Source organism: Ruegeria sp. HKCCSP351 (assembly GCF_017872535.1).
Lineage (GTDB): Bacteria > Pseudomonadota > Alphaproteobacteria > Rhodobacterales > Rhodobacteraceae > Ruegeria.
In genome coordinates this window covers 147,235-164,467 of sequence record NZ_JAEDOV010000009.1, presented here as the reverse complement: position 1 = coordinate 164,467, position 17,233 = coordinate 147,235, and the positions used below count along the sequence as shown (strand labels likewise).

The window sequence follows — 17,233 nt, the reverse complement described above, 5'->3', positions numbered from 1 at the left end:
GCGGCGGCATAGCGCAGCAATACTCTCCTCGCCCCGTAATCCCGCCAGGACGATCCTGATCTTTTCCTCGGCTGAATAGTGCTTGCGCGTCTTGCGCTTAATGCCTCTGACCAACTTGTCAGCGGCATCCTTTGATGTTCCGGATTTCTTATTCATCTTCGCTCCATATTGGCTTCGATGAACTAGAAATCCTCCGTTGCTCAAACCCCAAAATCTGTCCGATGGGTGCTGACGTTAGACAATCTGAACTGAAGCGATCGAAGAACTATTTGGCTGACCTAAAACTTTGCAACGAACCCTATTCATTCGAAGCCTTACGTGGCTGACGCAGAGAGGTTTGATTCCGGTCACTTATAGGAAGTGCGCGACGTCTATGCGGCATTGGAAGAATGCGCCCGCCAGGATCAACTGCTGGGCTTTGTCGCATACTTTTCTGAAGTCTGAATGCGGCTCGAAACTTGCTGTGTTTAGATGGATAATTCCGCAAACTGCGTGAACGGACAGATTCCGAGTCCGAACTTACCCTTTCGGGATGTGTCGCAAACTCTGGGGTCAATTTGACGAGCGTGCGTGATCTGAGGTTTGTACTCGCAAAGTAGTTTTCGAACAGGTTAATTGAGCATGATCTCATTGAAGGGCTGTCATTTCCCCAAGGATGCGGTTTTGTACGCTGTGTACTTCTACTTGCGGTACACGGTGTCCTATCGTGACCTTGAAGAGATCATGGCCGAACGCGGCGTGCAGGTGGACCACGCTACACTTAACAGGTGGGTTGTTAAGTATTCACCGATGATCGAAGCAAGAGCGCGATCGAAGAAACGCCCAACGCTGAGCTACTGGCGCATGGACGAGACCTATATTCGTGTTCGCGGCAAATGGATGTACCTCTATCGGGCCGTCGACAAGGCAGGAAATACACTTGATTTCATGCTGTCCGAGCGTAGGAACCGCCCAGCAGCAGCAAGGTTCTTTGCCAAAGCCCTGTCTTCAAATGGAATCCCGAGCAAGATTGTCATCGACAAAAGTGGCGCCAACGCCGCGGGCATTCGAGAGGTGAACAAAATCCTTAATCGATTTGGCTGCCCAGCCAAAATCCAAACGGTCAGGTCCAAGTATTTGAATAACCTGATCGAGCAGGATCATCGGTTTATCAAGCGTCGCGTGCGGCACATGTGCGGGTTTATATCGTTCAGATCCGCTTCGGCTACTCTGGACGGTATTGAGGTCGCCAACATGATCCGAAAGCAGCAATTCCCCAGCACTACGACATCTGGCTTTCGGCTATTTGCCGAGATCGCAGGATAGGTGCATCCAATAGATAGCTGACGCTGGTCGTTCCAAAAGTTTGCGACACATCCCGCGAAACCCCTAATATCCCTTTGACACTCAATCACAATGGATACGTGGGAGGATTATTGTTTGGAGCGGCACCCGGCGGCCATACTTGCGGCTGATATTGTTGGTTATAGCGCGCTTGTTAGTGCGGACGAGGAAGCCGCTTTGCACGCGTACAAGGGTCACTTTAGAGCGCTGGAGCCAAATGTCGGCTTGAATGGAGGGCGGCTGTTCAAAAAGACTGGTGACGGTTTTCTTGCAGAGTTTTCTTCGGCGTTTGACGCCATAGCTTGTGCGGAAACGATGCAGCGTCAGATGGTTGAGCGGAACGCGTCACGCGGGCAAAGCCCGGAGATGCAATTCCGTATTGGAATTCACGCAGGTGATGTTTTTGATGACAACGGTGACGTTCTTGGTGACGGCGTCAACATTGCAGCCCGGTTGGAAGGTTTGGCTCCTCCCGGAGGGATCATCGTTTCAGGTCGGGTTTACCAAGACCTTGTGGGTAAGGTGGATGTTTCGTTCACCGAATTGGGGCCGCAATACCTGAAGAATATAGCACGCCCTGTAATCGCCGACTCAGTGCAGGCGGCATTCGCTACTACACCTCCGGTAATTCAAACTCGACCAGACAAGCCTTCGGTGGCCGTATTGGCGTTTGACAATCTGTCCTCCGACGCTGAGCAAGATTACTTCGCAGAAGGTATAACCGAAGATATAATCACCAGCTTATCCAGAGTGCCCTGGATATTCGTGGTCGCCCGAAACTCATCTTTTTCTTACAAAGGGCTTTCGGTCGATGTGCGCCGCATCGGCCGTGAACTTGGTGTCCGCTACGTGCTGGAGGGTTCTGTTCGCGGAGCTGGTAATCGGTTGCGCGTGACTGGGCAGCTGTTTGACGCGGAAACTGGATCGCATGTCTGGGCGGATCGACACGATGGCAAGCTCGACGATATTTTTGACCTCCAGGACCAGATCACTGAAGCCGTTGTAGCTTCAATTGCACCAAGCATAAGACAGGCAGAAATAGACCGATCTGCGCACAAGCGGCCAGACACCCTGGGAGCATATGATCACTTCCTGCGCGCACAGGCCTTGATCTACAGGTTCAGTTTCACTGAAGCGGACGACCACTTGTCAAAAGCTCTCTCGCTCTCAAGTGAGTATCCATTGGCCAGCGCGCTTCGAGGCTGGATCAGAACTTTGCTTTGGAACCCGGATTTGCGCCCAAGCAAGGACCGATTTGATTACGCCGTTCAACTGGCGCATGAGGTTCTGGAGGCATCGCACGTAGACTTGGAAGCGCAAGCATATGCCGGCTACGTACTCGCGTTTCTGTCGGAAGACACCGAGTACGGCTTGTCATTGGTGGATCACGTGGTCAAAACAAGCCCAAACTGCGTTTCAGCCTGGGGCTCCAGTTGTCTATTGCACGGCCTGACGGGTGAAGCGCAAATTGCACAAGCGCATGCCAGAGAGGCCCTCCGGCTCAACCCGAATGATCCGCTGAATTACCGGGTCTATATGGGAGTCAGCCTATCGCAAATTGCAGAAGAGAACTGGCACGGTCTAAAAGAAACAGCCCAAAAAATGCGCGCATTTCATAACTCAGTAACTGTATTCCGTCTGAACGAGCTTGTCGCAGAGATGGCTCTCGGCAATGTGGGTCGAGCCACAGAACTCGCGCGTATTCACATGTCGCGGGAACCTGATTTTAGCGTTTCAATGTTTCGGGAAATGCGCGCTCGTATCTCTATCGCAAAGCCGGAAATCTATGACGCCTACTATTCGATGCTCACAGCCGCGGGCATTCCTGACTAGCGCAACCAATTTTAGAACAAGTGCCGGTCATCGAAAACAAGCAACGTGCGAAGGCGCAATTTGTAATTGTTGGTGGGATGTCCGCTTCGGGCTGTGACCAGACATCCGCCCATGCAACGGTCACCCGCTGGCGAAAGTCGGCCAGCCCTGGCGCGCGTATCAATACATGGATCCCAGCAACCAGCGACGTACATTGCGAGAATATGCTGGCCAGACCAGCGCCCAGAATTCCAAGATCAAGGATGTGGATGAAGGCGTAGTTTGCGAGTATGTTGGACAGGACGCCCAGATAAGATAGCGCCACGGCCGTCCAACGGCATCAAACAGAGCCTTCAGACTGAAAAAAGAGTTAAGGGCACGATCCAGATCGCCATCGACATCCAGTACGGCAGCAGGATCGCTAGAACCTCCTTGGGTTGCCCAAAGGCCCAAGCAGCAGATAGAGTGCGATCATCACCAATGCCGCGCCGCCGCCTCCCAGAAGGCACAACAATAGCCCGCTGCACAACGCTAGAGCAACCCGCGCGGCATCGCGTGCGCCCTCGGCTTGGCTGATCCGTACGGAAATTGCGGTGATCACGCCCAAAAAAGTGGAAATCAGGATGATCAGAACGGCCGTGATCACACCTGCCGCCGCCAGAGGAACCGTCCCCTGCGGAGAAATCATCGCCGTATTTAAGACACCGATCAATAGAGCTGCGGCCAAACCGACCATGAGGGGAACTGCCAGCCGGATCAGCGGCATAAACTCGGCGTGGGTGGGCGCCTGCGAAATCAGGATTTGGTTTGTCATGGGTCACCTGCCGGACAATGTCCGACAAAAGAGTCGCGGTAAGGAGCTTTAAGATCAGAGTGAGGAGGCGCTGCTCAGCCCTGCGACATATCCCTATTTGCCAATCGCCTGATGCGTTGTGAAAGACCGGAGATATGATGATCAACGCGCTGCCATTCCGCTTCGGGGTAGGACGGGCAGATTGGCGTAAAACCCCTGCACTGACGCAAGTCGTAAACAGACTGTCACCTTGCCAGTTCCCAAAATCACTCATCCACAAAGTTCACTAGTGCCAGCGATCAAGCAGTTTGTGGCAGAAATCTGCGGCCCTTAAAAAAACAGGCTGGTCACGGGGTTCACCTGAAAATAAGGTGATCAGACAGTTTACTCGGGAGAGATGCCCAATATGACTCCATTTGCGATCGCCGGCGTTCAGATGCACGTCGCAGCGCTTCATTCGAACGTCGAGGCGATGCGCCACCGTATTGAAATTCTGATGGCCCGGTTCCCGTGGACTCAAATGGTTCTGTTTTCCGAACTTGCGCCCTATGGGCCATTGGACCGGTTTGCGCAGCCGTTTCCGAATGACGCAATATTGCAGTTTCAGGAGGATGCGCGCCGCTTTGGTATTTGGCTGATCCCCGGGTCGATGTTCGAAAAGACCGAAGATGGACGTATTCTGAACACGTCTGTCGTCATCAATCCCGACGGTGAAATTGTCGCCAAGTATTCAAAGATGTTTCCCTTCCGCCCGTATGAGGCCGGGATTTCGGCAGGGACTGATTTCTGTGTTTTTGATGTGCCGAATGTCGGGCGCTTTGGCCTTTCCATCTGCTATGACATTTGGTTTCCGGAAACGACACGGCAACTAACCAGCCAAGGTGTTGAGGTTCTTCTTCACCCGGTCCTGACCGGGACCACTGACCGCGAAGCGGAACTGGCCATTGCAAGGGCGACGGCGGCGCAGTTTCAGTGTTACGTTTTTGACGTGAATGGTCTGGGGGCCGGTGGTGTCGGTCGTTCGCTGGTAGTCGATCCGTCGGCAACGGTGTTGCATCAGTCCGCCGGGCAGGAAGACATGTTCCCGATAGAAATCGATCTGGATCAGGTGCGGCGTCAACGAGAAACTGGTCTTAAGGGACTTGGGCAGGTTCTCAAGAGCTTCCGTGATCGTGACGCAGACTTCACGGTTTATGATCGCACAAGTGGTGCCGATGCTTACCTGAACACGCTCGGGCCGCTGGAAATTCCCCGGCAGGGCTCGGATCGCGGATTGCTGGCATCCGACCCCAGAACTTCGATTGAAGAAGCGGAAAGAGATTTGCTGACGCCGCCTAACCTTTCTGTCTTACACGGAAAGACAGGTTCGGATTAAACGGATCAGGAGGCGGCGCTGATCCGGACGCGACAGAAAGGAGGCAGGTATTGAACTTGCACTCGCAGAAGAAGAAGTTGCCGTCCCTACGAGATTATTACAGCGCCACGCAACTTCGCGCTGATCGATGGAGCGCCTTACGAGAGGCTGCTGAAGGCCTCGCCCTGCATGGCCGGGAAAAGCGCCAGAGCCAGAAGCTGATGGCGACGGCAGAACATTTGTTTGATGTTCTGGAACCGATCGAACTTTATTGGGCGTTCCCTGGAATCCACGCCTTCGAGCATCTGCGGCGTCTTCTGCAAAATGGCAATGTCCAGGACCTGTCGATTTGCGTTCGTCGTATCGCACGCGCGCTGACCTCGGGCGCGTATAGGCGGCGGTCGATTCCGCTGTCTTCCGATGAAATAGACAATGAGGACTACGAAGACGAAGCCTCGCTGACACCGGAAGCCCGCGCGTTGGGGCGGCCCTATTTCGAGGTGCTGATCGTCGACGATGTCACTGAACATCAGGAAAGGTTCCTGCGGCAAAACCTGCTGCGCATGCGTCGGCTGGAAGATTCGTTCATTTATGAACCGGTCATTGTTCCGTCTCTGGAGGACGCCCTGATCGGGGTTCTGTTCAACTACAACGTTCAGGCCGTCGTGATCCGGCCGGGCTTGTCGCTCAAATCGAAGATCGATCTTCCGATCCTGAACCAATACCTGACGCGTGTCAGCGAAGACGAGGATGTTGACGGCCTCGACCCGCATGAATACGGACCGGAGGCCTGTCGGCTTATCGAGAAGATCCGACCCGAATTGGACGCGTATCTTGTCACAGACCGTTCAGCCGAAGATATTGCCGGGCTGGACCTGGGCCGCTGCCGGCGGGTCTTTTACAATCAGGAAGACTTTCAGGAACTGCACCTCAACATCCTTCGCGGCGTCGACCGCAGATTCAAAACCCCGTTTTTCTCGGCCCTGAAAGAATATTCGAAGCAGCCAACCGGTGTTTTCCACGCCATGCCGATCAGCCGTGGGAAATCGATCAGCCGCTCTCACTGGATTCAGGACATGGGGGCATTCTACGGGTCGAACATCTTTCTGGCCGAAACATCCGCGACGTCGGGTGGACTGGACAGCCTGCTTGAACCGCGCGGCCCGATCAAGGAAGCGCAAGACATGGCCGCCCGCGCTTTTGGGGCGAAACACACGTTCTTTGCGACCAACGGTACGTCAACGTGCAACAAGATCGTTGTTCAATCAGTCGTTCGACCCGGCGACATCGTTCTGGTCGACCGGGATTGCCACAAATCGCATCATTACGGCATGGTTCTGGCCGGAGCGAGCGTGGTGTATATGGACAGCTATCCGCTGCACGAACATTCGATGTACGGCGCCGTACCGCTGAAAGAAATCAAGCACACCCTGTTGAAGTTGAAAGATGCCGGAAAGCTGGATCGCGTCCGGATGGTGCTGTTGACCAACTGCACCTTCGATGGGGTTGTCTATAACGTTCAACGCGTCATGGAAGAGTGTCTGGCCATCAAGAAGGACCTGATCTTTCTGTGGGACGAAGCCTGGTTCGGTTTTGCACGGTTTGACCCGACCTACCGCCAGCGCACCGCCATGGGGGTTGCCAACGTATTGCGGCAAACGCTGCGCACGCCGGAATCGGCCAGGGCCTGGGCGGCCCAGCAGGAAAAGCTTGAGGGTGCGAGCCACGAAAAGTTGCTCGAGACCCGGCTGATTCCGCCACCCGATGCCCGTGTCCGCGTCTATGCCACGCAATCGACCCACAAGACCCTGACGTCATTGCGACAGGGGTCGATGATTCACGTCAACGATCAGGATTTCAAAGGCGAGGTGGAGCAAGCTTTCCACGAGGCCTACATGACCCACACCTCGACTTCACCGAACTACCAGATCATCGCTTCGCTGGACGTGGGGCGCCGACAGGTCGAACTGGAAGGGTTCGAATTTGTGCAAAAGCAGATCGAGACAGCCATGTCGATCCGGCGCGCCATCTCGGACCATCCGGTTTTGCAGAAGTATTTCAAGGTGGTGACCGCTGGTGATATGATCCCGGAACAGTTCCGGGAGAGCGGTGTCGAAGCTTACTATGATCCCGATCACGGTTGGGTCGAAAAGTGGACGATGTGGAGCCAGGACGAATTTGTACTGGACCCGACACGCATAACGCTGGCCGTGGGTGGAACAGGCTGGGACGGCGACACGTTCAAGACCAAGATCCTGATGGACAAATACGGCATCCAGATCAACAAGACGTCGCGGAACACCGTGCTGTTCATGACCAATATCGGGACAACCCGATCCTCGGTCGCCTACCTGATCGAAGTGTTGGTCGAAATTGCCAATGACCTGGACGAGCTTCTGGACGATGCCTCGAAGATGGAACGCAGGTCATTTGAGAACCGGGTCCAGGCTTTGGTCGAAGACGTGCCGCCGTTGCCGGATTTCAGCCGGTTCCACGATGCTTTCAGGGATGGATCAGATACGCCCGAAGGCGATATCCGAACCGCGTTTTTCCTCGCTTATGACGAGGACAACTGTGACTATATTCCGACCGATGACAAGCTGATGGCGCGGCTTGAAGCGGGCGAGGAGCTCGTCTCATCCAGCTTCATCATTCCCTATCCGCCAGGCTTTCCGATTCTGGTGCCTGGTCAGGTCATCAGTCCGGAAATCCTGTCATTCATGCGGGCGCTGGACGTCAGTGAAATTCACGGTTTCCGCGAAGACCTGGGTCTGCGCGTGTTTACACAAGAGGCCTTGGAGTCCGTCAAAAAATAAAATTCAGGGGAGAGGTTAAATGCCCAAGAAGGTACTCAAGAACATTTCGGAGATCCGCCGTTACTTTCACACGAATTCGGACCCGATATACTTTGTCTCGGCGACCAATTTCAACCTGCTCGGACTGGATGAATGGGTCAAGAACTTCAAGTACATCTGCTATATGGATTGCTTTGACGGACGCCATCCCAACGTTCTGGTTCCTTCCGAACTTCCCCATGACGAGTTTCAGTCGATCGAAGACATCAACAACTATCTGCTTCAGCACAAGGAAGTTGTCGATTACGTCAAGGCGCGCGGCGGCAAGCCGAAATTCGTTTTCCTGATGTTCGACGAAAAGACGGAAAAACTGGTCAAGGAACTGGGCGGCGAAGTTTGGTTCCCCAAGGCGAAGCTGCGCACCAAGATGGACAACAAGATCGAAACTGTTCGGGTTGGAAACAAGGCGGGTGTCCCGTCGGTTCCCAATACGCTGTCCAAGGTCGATAGCTACGATCAATTGAAAAAGGTTTGCAAGAAAGCGGGGCTTGGCGATGATCTTGTCCTGCAAAGCGCGTTTGGAGATTCGGGCCACACTACCTTTTTCATCAAGTCCGAGGCCGATTTCCGCAAACACGAACATGAGATCGTGGGCCAGGGCGAAATCAAAATCATGAAACGCATCGACTGCCGGGGTTCGGCGATCGAAGCCTGCGCCACGTCCGAAGGCACGATTGTCGGGCCCCTGATGACGGAACTTGTCGGGTTCAAGGAACTGACCCCCTATCGCGGAGGCTGGTGCGGAAACGAAATTTTCTCGACCGCGTTCCCGCCGAAGACACGCGAGAAAGCGCGGGAACTGACTTTCAAATTTGGTGAACAACTTCGCAAGGAAGGATATCGCGGCTATTTCGAACTGGATTTCCTGATCGACAAAAAGACCGGCGACATCTGGTTGGGCGAGCTCAATCCCCGGATCACAGGGGCGTCCTCAATGACCAACCACGCGGCTTTCGCGCATGCTGATGCGCCGTTGTTCCTGTTCCACCTGTTGGAATTCTCGAAGAAACCGTTCAATCTAGGTGTCGAAGAGCTGAACGCACGCTGGGCCGATCCCGACATGATCGATTCCTGGTCGCAAATGGTGATCAAGCACACCGAAGACACAGTCGATATCATCACCAATGCCCCAGAATCCGGGATCTACAAGATGTTGCCGGACGGGCAGGTGGTGTTCGACCGGTTCGATTATCACCGGCGTGCAGTTGAAAGCGAAGACGAAGCGTTCTTTTTGAGGATATCGAATGTTGGCGACTACCGGTACGAAGGGGCCGATCTGGGCATTCTCGTCACACGGGGCAGGTCGATGACCAAGGGTTTTCAGCTTACGGCAAAGTCGAAGCATTGGATCAATGGCATCAAGAACGCATTCTCGGCACGTCCGCTGCCATCGGCTCAGGCATTTGAGGATCCGGCGTTTAAGATTATGTAGAGTGCATGAAGCTAACCTTTCGCGCCGTAGAAGAAATGAAACCCGGACAGAAACTGTCCGGGATTTTCTCCGAATATCGAAATGCCTATCTCAAATGGTGGGCAAGCGAAGGGTTGTCATCACGCCCGACATACTCCGAGTGCCGTCATGCCCTGAAAACATATATGCCAGAAATGCTCGAGCCCTATGACATGCTGTGTGCTGCCTTTGGCGCAGGCGATCTGGAGGCGCGATTCCTGAGCTTCTTTTGCCCGCCGCGCTATCTGGCCGGGTGCAGCCAGGCGATTTGGCAGGGGCCAGAACCGTTGATGGTGCGGAACTACGACTACAACCCGTCGGCCTTTGATGGAATTTTCCTGAAGACCGATTGGAACGGACGTCAGGTTATGGGCACTTCGGATGGCTTGTTTGGATTGCTGGATGGCATGAATGATGCTGGGTTAACCGTTTCCCTGACATTCGGTGGCCGCCGCGCGGTCGGCGAAGGCTTTGGGGTTCCCCTGATCCTGCGATACCTTTTGCAGACCTGTTCGACGCTGGAAGAGGCGAAGGAGGTTCTGCTACGGGTTCCGTGCCACATGAGCTACAACGTTACGGTCCTGAACCGGGACCGGCAGTTTTTTACGGCGTTTCTTGCACCGGACCGGCCGACGCTTTTTACCCATGCTGCTGTTTCCACCAACCATCAGGAGCGCGTGGAATGGAAAAGCCATGCACGTCTCACCGCCACGGTCGAGCGTGAGCGTTTCCTTCTGCATCGCCTGACTTTGCACCCAGAGACGAAAGAGATTTTTGTCGGATCTTTCCTGAAACCGCCGCTGTACTCGCTGGCTTTCGATCAGGGTTTCGGAACCCTTTACACGGCAGCCTACCACCCCCACGATCTGACAGCCGAACTGCTATGGCCGGGGCGGAGATGGAAAAAGAGCTTTGGTCAATTTCAAACGGACAGTCTGCAGGTCAATTATCCACGGGATCAGGTTTGAAACTTGGCGGATCGGACAGGGCGGGCTGTTCAAGTAAGGTACAGTGGCAATAGCCATGATTTCTTCCAGATCCCGGTAAGACACACCGTATCGGACATAGACAACACCGCGAACAGGAACACATCCTTCGGAAAATGCGCCTTTGAAGGAAGTCATGAACTGACTTTCGACTGATTTTACCGAAAGTCATTGACCCGCAGCATCTGACCTCGTCAATAGCCGAAAGTTTGCAACAGATCCAAATTACATGCGTCCGGTGAGTATCTTAGCCAGATCAGGTTCAACCTTTCGGGTTTGTTCCAGATCCAGACTGTTTTTTACGTGGAGGAGATGGTGTCGGATGTTGTCTTCCGCAGATTGTGGGTCACCGCTCACGATCGCATCAATGATCGAAGCGTGCTCATCATCGGGACACGAAGAGTCTCTGTTGGTTCCGAACAACGCCACGATCAGAGATGACCGGGTCACCAGCTCGCGGACAACGCGTGTGAGTACTGAATTGTTGTGGCATTTGGCCAGCTCCACATGAAACTCACCTGAAAGCCTAATGATCTCGGTTCGATCGTTTGCTGCCCGAGCCTCATCTTCTTCTTTGACATGTATCCGTAATGCGTCGATTCCCAGGCTGCCATTCTCATGTGCCAGTGTACGTACGATGCCTGACTCAATCATCAAGCGGGCCTCAAAAACCTCTCGAGCTTCGTCAGGGCTTGGACAGGCTATAAAGGCACCACGGTTGGAGTGCAGTTCAACAATGCCTTGACTGCTCAATAACAACAAAGCTCGGCGGACGCGCATGCGACCAACGCCAAAGGTCTCACATAAGGTTTGTTCACTCAATTTGGTTCGTGGAGCCAGCTTTTGTTCCATAACCGCGGAATAAATTCGATCAACGATCAATTGCTCATCCGGATCAGATTGGACGGTGTCGAATTTTTGTTGTGCGTTTGTCATCTGGTTTCAATTCGGCTGGAACTCATGCGCGTTTTTCTTAGAGGCACGGCTTCTGAATGACAATATATTGAGTATTTGTTTGCAATATCAACACTACGTTTTGTCAAAAAATGTTGACATAGATTGTTAACAATGTTGAGTTTGGCGGCATCACCGGGATTCGACCTGTGACTCAATGACCTTTGCAAGCGCCCAGAAGAGGCGCCCGAACCTCAATAGGGAGGAAATAATGAAACGCAGAAATCTGATGAAATCATCGGCGGCCCTGGCGCTGGCCATATCCGTTCTGGGCTCCACCGCCTGGGCGGAAAACCCGGTTCTCAAGATTGGCTTTGTTGGTGTGACTTCAGGTCCGGCGGCGGCCTGGGGCATCTCGAACCAGCGTTCGATGGAAGCACGCGCCGACTGGATCAATGAAACTGGCGGATACAAGATAGGTGATACCACTTACGATATCGAAATCGTTTCATTCGACGATCAGAAGGACCCCAAACGTGCGATCGCCGGCATGGAAAAAATGGCGCAGGAAGGGATCCACTATGTGGTTGGTCCCAACGTGGATGATGGCGCAGCCGCCGTGCGCCCAGTTGCCGAAGCAAAAGGGATCATGTATTTCCCATATGCTTTCCCGAAAGAGCTTTATACCGCTCCGGCGTCCAATGCGGTTCTGGGCATGGTTGCGAACTATCAGTCAGGTCCAGCGATTTATAAGTATCTGAAGGACGAAAAAGGCGTGAAGACGGTGGCATTCGTTGCTGCCAACGAGTCTGATCCGCTGAGCCAGCGGGATGGAGGGATCGCAGCGGCCAATGCGTTGGGTCTTGAAGTTGTCTCTGACAACGTGACGTATCAGGTGGACACCACGGACTTTACCCCGGTTCTGACACCTGTCATGCGAACGCAGCCTGACCTGTTGGTTCTATCGGGTGTATCACCGGCCAATGCACCTCAGCTGATCCGCTCAGCCCGTGAGCTTGGTTTCCAAGGCATCATTTCAACTGAAACGGCGCAGGACGCGACGGTTTTGCGTGAAGGTGCTGGTGATCTGGCCAATGGTTTCATTTCCGTTGGCGGCGCTTCGACTCCTGAAATCGCGTCGGATGACATGAAGGAATTCGTCAAGCGCTACACTGATATGTTCGGTGAGTATAACGACGAGTCGAATACCAAGGTCTATGCGCTGGAGTATATTCTAGCGACGCTAAACGCCAATCCGGCAGGTATCGACGATGTGAACGCGTTCCAGACCACAATGGACACGTTCGAAGCGCCAAATCCTTTTATGAAGGGTGATGCGAAGATGCGGTACGTCGGCATGACTTCCTTTGGACAAAAGCGTCAAATCGCGGTCCCGCTGGTGGTGAACGTCTACCAAGACGGAGAGTTCGAAACGCTCTTTGTCGCAGAAGTCGACTGAGGCAATACTCCCAACCAAGGCAATCGCCTAACGAGCCTCAATCCCTCCCGGGCTGATGATCAGCCCGGGATACCCGAACCTTACGCGGGACTCCAATGGAACAGATACTAGCAAATGGCATCTATCTGGGCGCGCAATATGCGATGATAGCCTTGGGACTGACGCTGATTTTCGCCCTGATGAACGTACTGAATTTTGCTCACGGACAGATGTACGTTCTCGGTGGTTTTGTAACCTACACTTTCTACGGACAACTCGGTTGGCCGTTCGTTCTTGCGCTTTTGGCGTCCTGTATAACTCTGGCTGTGCTTGGCGCGCTGATAGAACGGTTTCTGTTCGCTCCGGTTATCAGGCGATCCTCTCGCGAGGAAAGCACAATGCTGCTGGCAGCAGGGTTGGCGTTCCTGTTCGATGCGGTGATCCTGCTGGTCTTTGGCGAGAAACAGCGCGGTGTACCCAAGATCGTCAATGGTGTCTTAAACTGGGATTTTAAGTTGATCATGCCATATGACCGTATCTTGATTTGCGTGCTGGCCATCCTGTCCATCGTGACTTTTATCCTGTTCATGCAATATTCCAAAACCGGTCGCGCATTGCGCGCGCTGGCGCAGGACAGAACCGCAGCTCAGCTCATGGGTGTGAATGTTGCTCGCTACTCCATGATTGGATTTGCATTGGGCGCAATGCTGGCTGGTCTGGTCGGCGGTCTGCTCGTGACTATTACCGGCGTCAATCTGGGTATGGGCGGACCGACCTCAATCAAGGCCTTCATGATGGTTATGATCGGCGGCGCAGGTGTGATTTCCGGCGCAATTGCAGGCGGCATCATCCTTGGCTTCATGGAAGCCATCGGTTTGGCGGTGCTCTCGCAATATGGCGATATCACTTACCTGCTGATCTTCGTCTCACTGATGATTTTCCTGGCCATCCGCCCGCAAGGCCTGATGGGCAAACCGTGGGGATAACGCAGTGCCAAAACTTTCAATGATCCAATGGGCCGGTTTGGCGGTCTTCCTGCTGGCCATCTTCATCGCGGTTCCCGGCTTTGTCGCCGCCTCCGGACGTTCTGACCTGTACTACACGCTGACGTCGGTGGCATTGCTGTCGATTGCCAGTGCCGGTGTCTGGCTGACCTTCTATATCGGCCGCATTAACATCGGGCAGGGTGCCTTCGCCTTGATCGGAGCTTATGTCTCGGCCATTCTGGTGACCAAGGCTGGTATTTCGTTCTGGCTGTCCCTGCCTCTTGCGGGCCTCTTTGCAGCCGGTGTGGCTGTTCTGATCGGACTGCCGATCCTGCGGCTGCGGGGCGTGTATTTCGCAATGATCTCGCTGGTGCTGACACAGGTTGTCACCCTGACTGCGCTGGCCCTGCCCGTCACCAATGGTGCCAAGGGCATTACCTCGATCCCACTTCCGGGTGGGGTATCGATCCTGGGTATCCCCGTGATACCCGATTTCGGAACGCTGGATAACCCAAGGTTGGCCTTCTACTACACGGCCTGTGTTCTGATGGTCCTGACCTTTGCCGCCATGTACCGGTTGGTGAATTCGCGCCTTGGCCACCTTTGCCGCTCGATGCAGCAGAATGAGGAACTGGCCAGCTCCATCGGTGTGAACATCTCTTATATCCGAGTCATTGTCTTTGCCATCTCGTCCTTTCTAGGCGGTATTGGCGGCGCGATGTTCGGATCGATTGCACAATCGGTTTACCCGTCCAGCTTTCAGGTCGCCGACAGTGTAAACTTCATGCTGAACTGTTTCCTCGGTGGTCTGGGATATGTGTTTGGCCCAATGCTGGGCACGCTGGTTCTGTATTTTGGCTGGGACCTGTTGTTCGAATTGGGTCGCTTCCAACTGCTGGCCTATTCCAGCTTGCTGATCATCCTGATGCTGTTCTTGCCCAACGGGCTGCTCAGCCTGCGTCTGCCCGGCAAGAAAGGAGAGGACAAATGAGCCATCTTCTGGAAGTCCGCCATGTCACCAAGAAATTCGGTGGCCTGACTGCGAACAGCAACATCTCGTTCAACGTCAATGAGAACGAGATCCTGTCGGTGATCGGACCGAACGGTGCGGGTAAAAGCACGCTGTTCAAGATGATTTCATCCTTTCTGCCAACCACGACCGGAGAGGTGCTGTTCAAGGGCGAGAGGATTTCGAACCTCAAGCCACATGTTGTCGCCCGCAAGGGCGTTGTCCGCACATTTCAGGAAACGACGATCTTCAAATCCATGACTGTGCGCGAAAGCATCATCGTCGCGCAACACTTACGGGCTCGCGCGTCGCTGGCCGGGTATTTCTGGGGCACAAAAACAGCGCATGAGGATGTCGACAGTTTCGGCCAATATGCCGACGATCTGATCGAATTCCTCGGCATGTCCGAGATTGCCAACGAACAGGCCTCAAACCTGCCACAGGGCAACCTGCGGGCGTTGGGGATCGCGATTGGTCTGGCGACCGATCCCAAGGTGTTGCTGCTGGATGAACCCTTCGCCGGGATGAACCACGACGAGACCATGAAAATGGTCAATCTGGTGCGCAAGGTGCGCGACGACCGGGGTGTCACAGTGCTGCTAGTGGAACATGACATGCCGGCAGTGATGAACATCTCGGACCGGATTGTTGTGCTGAACTTCGGTGAGATGATCGCTGAGGGCACACCGGTAGAAATCCAGAACAACGAAAAAGTTATCGAAGCCTATCTGGGCAGCGCCGACGACGAGATTGGGATCTGAGCCATGACCAAGATGTTAGATTTCAAGGATGTAGAGCTCTACTACGATCACGTCTATGCCCTTAGAGGGGTATCGATTGATCTTGAGCAAGGCGAAACCGTTGCCCTGATCGGTGCCAATGGTGCAGGCAAAAGCTCCATCCTGCGGGCGATCACTGGGCTGGCCAAGATCAAGTCCGGTTCGGTCGCGTTCGAGGGTGAACAGATTGCCGGAACAAACCCGGCCGAGATCGTCTCGAAAGGCATTGCGATGGTGCCAGAGGGGCGGCGCGTTTTTCCGTATATGTCGGTCAAAGACAACTTGCTGATGGGAGCGTTTACCCGTTCGGACAAAGCGGATGTGCAACAAACGTTGGACTCAGTTCTGGAACGATTTCCTCGTTTGAAAGAACGCTACGGCCAATCTGCGGGCACCCTTTCGGGTGGCGAGCAGCAGATGATGGTGATCGGGCGCGCCCTGATGGCTAAGCCACGCCTGCTGTTGCTGGATGAGCCGTCGTTGGGAATTGCGCCCAAGCTGGTGCAGGACATTGCCCGCTCCATCGTGGCGATCAACCGGGACGAAGGGGTGTCGGTTCTGCTGGTCGAACAGAATTCGCGCATGGCTTTGTCGATCTCGCACCGTGCCTATGCATTAACCACAGGAAATGTGGTGATCTCCGGCAATTCCAAAGAGCTGTTGACCGATCCCCGGATCAAAGCCGCCTATCTGGGCGGGGAAGTGTGAGGACGTTGTGAAACTGCTAGTCGTCAATCCTAACACCACCAGCTCCATGACGCGCAAGATTGCGGATGCGGCGCACGCTTGTGCACATCCCGAGACCGAGATCATAGCAGTGAACTCGCAAGATGGCCCGGCCAGTATTCAGGGCTACTTGGATGTTTCGACTTGCGTACCGGGTCTGCTGGATGTGGTGAGGGCACATCCGGACGTGGACGCCATTGTTGTGGCGTGTTTCGACGATACCGGAGTCGACGCAGTGCGCTGTATAACTTCGGCGCCGGTCATTGGCGTCGGGGAGGCGGCCTACCATGCGGCCTCCATGATCAGTCCAAAATTCAGTGTAATTACAACCTTGTCCCGGTCTCTCGCAGGATTGGAAGCAAATTTGCTGCGCTACGGTTTGGATCGCAGATGTGTTCGGGTTCGGGCATCGGATGTGCCGGTTCTGAAACTAGAAGAAAACGACCCCAAAACAATCGATATTATCCGGGCTGAAATTAGGGCGGCCATCGTGGAGGACAGAGCAGAGGCCATTGTTCTAGGCTGTGCCGGAATGACCGACCTCATGTCGCATCTATCGGAAGAATTCAAACTGCCCGTTGTCGATGGAGTTGCCTGTGCCGTTACCTTTGCCGAAGCCTTGGTCAAAGCAAAACTAACGACTTCGAAACTGTGTTCTTATTCCTGATCCGATTAACTGCATTTCCAGCGTTTCAATTTGATTAGAGTGCGGTTTAGCGCGCATACGAATATTGGTATCACCCATACGCCAAGATTTCAGTATTGGCCGTTTCTTCGATTGCGCTCGCGCTGCGATCAGCGGCGAGTACTTCGTTACCCATCTGTTCA

General features: G+C 54.1%; 14 protein-coding genes and 1 pseudogene. 12 read left to right on the top strand and 3 right to left on the bottom strand.

The features are described 5' to 3' along the window. Positions 1–156 (bottom strand): annotated as a pseudogene (locus tag I9182_RS20465) (IS3 family transposase); the annotation flags it as partial. A 465-nt stretch (positions 157–621) separates the two neighbouring features. Here I9182_RS20465 and I9182_RS17355 point away from each other — a divergent pair. Together I9182_RS17355 and I9182_RS17350 are read left to right on the top strand one after the other, a co-directional pair. Next, positions 622–1,305 carry an IS6 family transposase gene (locus tag I9182_RS17355; protein ID WP_209599129.1) on the top strand — a complete coding sequence of 228 codons (684 nt, stop codon included), beginning with the start codon at positions 622–624 and terminating at the stop codon, positions 1,303–1,305. Between the two features lie 90 nt (positions 1,306–1,395). Continuing rightward, the gene (locus I9182_RS17350; protein WP_209599128.1) at positions 1,396–3,156 is read left to right on the top strand and encodes an adenylate/guanylate cyclase domain-containing protein; all 1,761 of its coding nucleotides are present in this window, start codon (positions 1,396–1,398) and stop codon (positions 3,154–3,156) included. A 400-nt stretch (positions 3,157–3,556) separates the two neighbouring features. On the opposite strand, the gene I9182_RS17345 is transcribed toward I9182_RS17350, so the two are convergent. Beyond that, positions 3,557–3,949 (bottom strand): MATE family efflux transporter, encoded by a 393-nt coding sequence (locus I9182_RS17345; RefSeq protein ID WP_209599127.1) that lies wholly within the window; start codon positions 3,947–3,949, stop codon positions 3,557–3,559. Positions 3,950–4,334: 385 nt separating this feature from the next. On the opposite strand from I9182_RS17345, the gene I9182_RS17340 reads away from it, so the two are divergent. Genes I9182_RS17340 through I9182_RS17325 form a run of 4 tightly spaced genes read left to right on the top strand, consistent with a single transcriptional unit; the run spans position 4,335 to position 10,555 of the window. Further along, positions 4,335–5,303, top strand: coding sequence for a carbon-nitrogen hydrolase family protein (locus I9182_RS17340; protein ID WP_209599126.1), 969 nt, complete (start codon positions 4,335–4,337; stop codon positions 5,301–5,303). Between the two features lie 50 nt (positions 5,304–5,353). Beyond that, positions 5,354–8,098 (top strand): aminotransferase class I/II-fold pyridoxal phosphate-dependent enzyme, encoded by a 2,745-nt coding sequence (locus I9182_RS17335; protein ID WP_245222704.1) that lies wholly within the window; start codon positions 5,354–5,356, stop codon positions 8,096–8,098. A 19-nt stretch (positions 8,099–8,117) separates the two neighbouring features. Continuing rightward, positions 8,118–9,569 (top strand): biotin carboxylase, encoded by a 1,452-nt coding sequence (locus I9182_RS17330; protein WP_209599125.1) that lies wholly within the window; start codon positions 8,118–8,120, stop codon positions 9,567–9,569. Positions 9,570–9,574: 5 nt separating this feature from the next. After that, positions 9,575–10,555 carry a C45 family peptidase gene (locus I9182_RS17325; protein ID WP_209599124.1) on the top strand — a complete coding sequence of 327 codons (981 nt, stop codon included), beginning with the start codon at positions 9,575–9,577 and terminating at the stop codon, positions 10,553–10,555. A 243-nt stretch (positions 10,556–10,798) separates the two neighbouring features. On the opposite strand, the gene I9182_RS17320 is transcribed toward I9182_RS17325, so the two are convergent. Beyond that, positions 10,799–11,509, bottom strand: coding sequence for a GntR family transcriptional regulator (locus tag I9182_RS17320; protein ID WP_209599123.1), 711 nt, complete (start codon positions 11,507–11,509; stop codon positions 10,799–10,801). A gap of 229 nt (positions 11,510–11,738) precedes the next feature. On the opposite strand from I9182_RS17320, the gene I9182_RS17315 reads away from it, so the two are divergent. The 6 genes from I9182_RS17315 (at position 11,739) to I9182_RS17290 (ending at position 17,072) form a co-directional block, all read left to right on the top strand. Further along, complete coding sequence (locus tag I9182_RS17315) at positions 11,739–12,926, top strand: ABC transporter substrate-binding protein (protein WP_209599122.1); 1,188 nt, start codon at positions 11,739–11,741, stop codon at positions 12,924–12,926. A 95-nt stretch (positions 12,927–13,021) separates the two neighbouring features. Next, entirely contained in the window at positions 13,022–13,891 is an 870-nt protein-coding gene (locus I9182_RS17310; protein WP_209599121.1) for a branched-chain amino acid ABC transporter permease, read from the top strand. A gap of 19 nt (positions 13,892–13,910) precedes the next feature. Beyond that, positions 13,911–14,882 (top strand): branched-chain amino acid ABC transporter permease, encoded by a 972-nt coding sequence (locus I9182_RS17305; protein WP_209599134.1) that lies wholly within the window; start codon positions 13,911–13,913, stop codon positions 14,880–14,882. After that, complete coding sequence (locus tag I9182_RS17300; RefSeq protein WP_209599120.1) at positions 14,879–15,661, top strand: ABC transporter ATP-binding protein; 783 nt, start codon at positions 14,879–14,881, stop codon at positions 15,659–15,661. Before I9182_RS17305 ends, I9182_RS17300 begins: the two co-directional genes overlap by 4 nt. Positions 15,662–15,673: 12 nt before the next feature. Beyond that, positions 15,674–16,387: an ABC transporter ATP-binding protein gene (locus tag I9182_RS17295; RefSeq protein ID WP_348540410.1), complete on the top strand. Its 714-nt coding sequence runs from the start codon at positions 15,674–15,676 to the stop codon at positions 16,385–16,387. Between the two features lie 7 nt (positions 16,388–16,394). Continuing rightward, the gene (locus I9182_RS17290) at positions 16,395–17,072 is read left to right on the top strand and encodes an aspartate/glutamate racemase family protein (RefSeq protein WP_209599118.1); all 678 of its coding nucleotides are present in this window, start codon (positions 16,395–16,397) and stop codon (positions 17,070–17,072) included. Positions 17,073–17,233 lie beyond the last annotated feature (161 nt).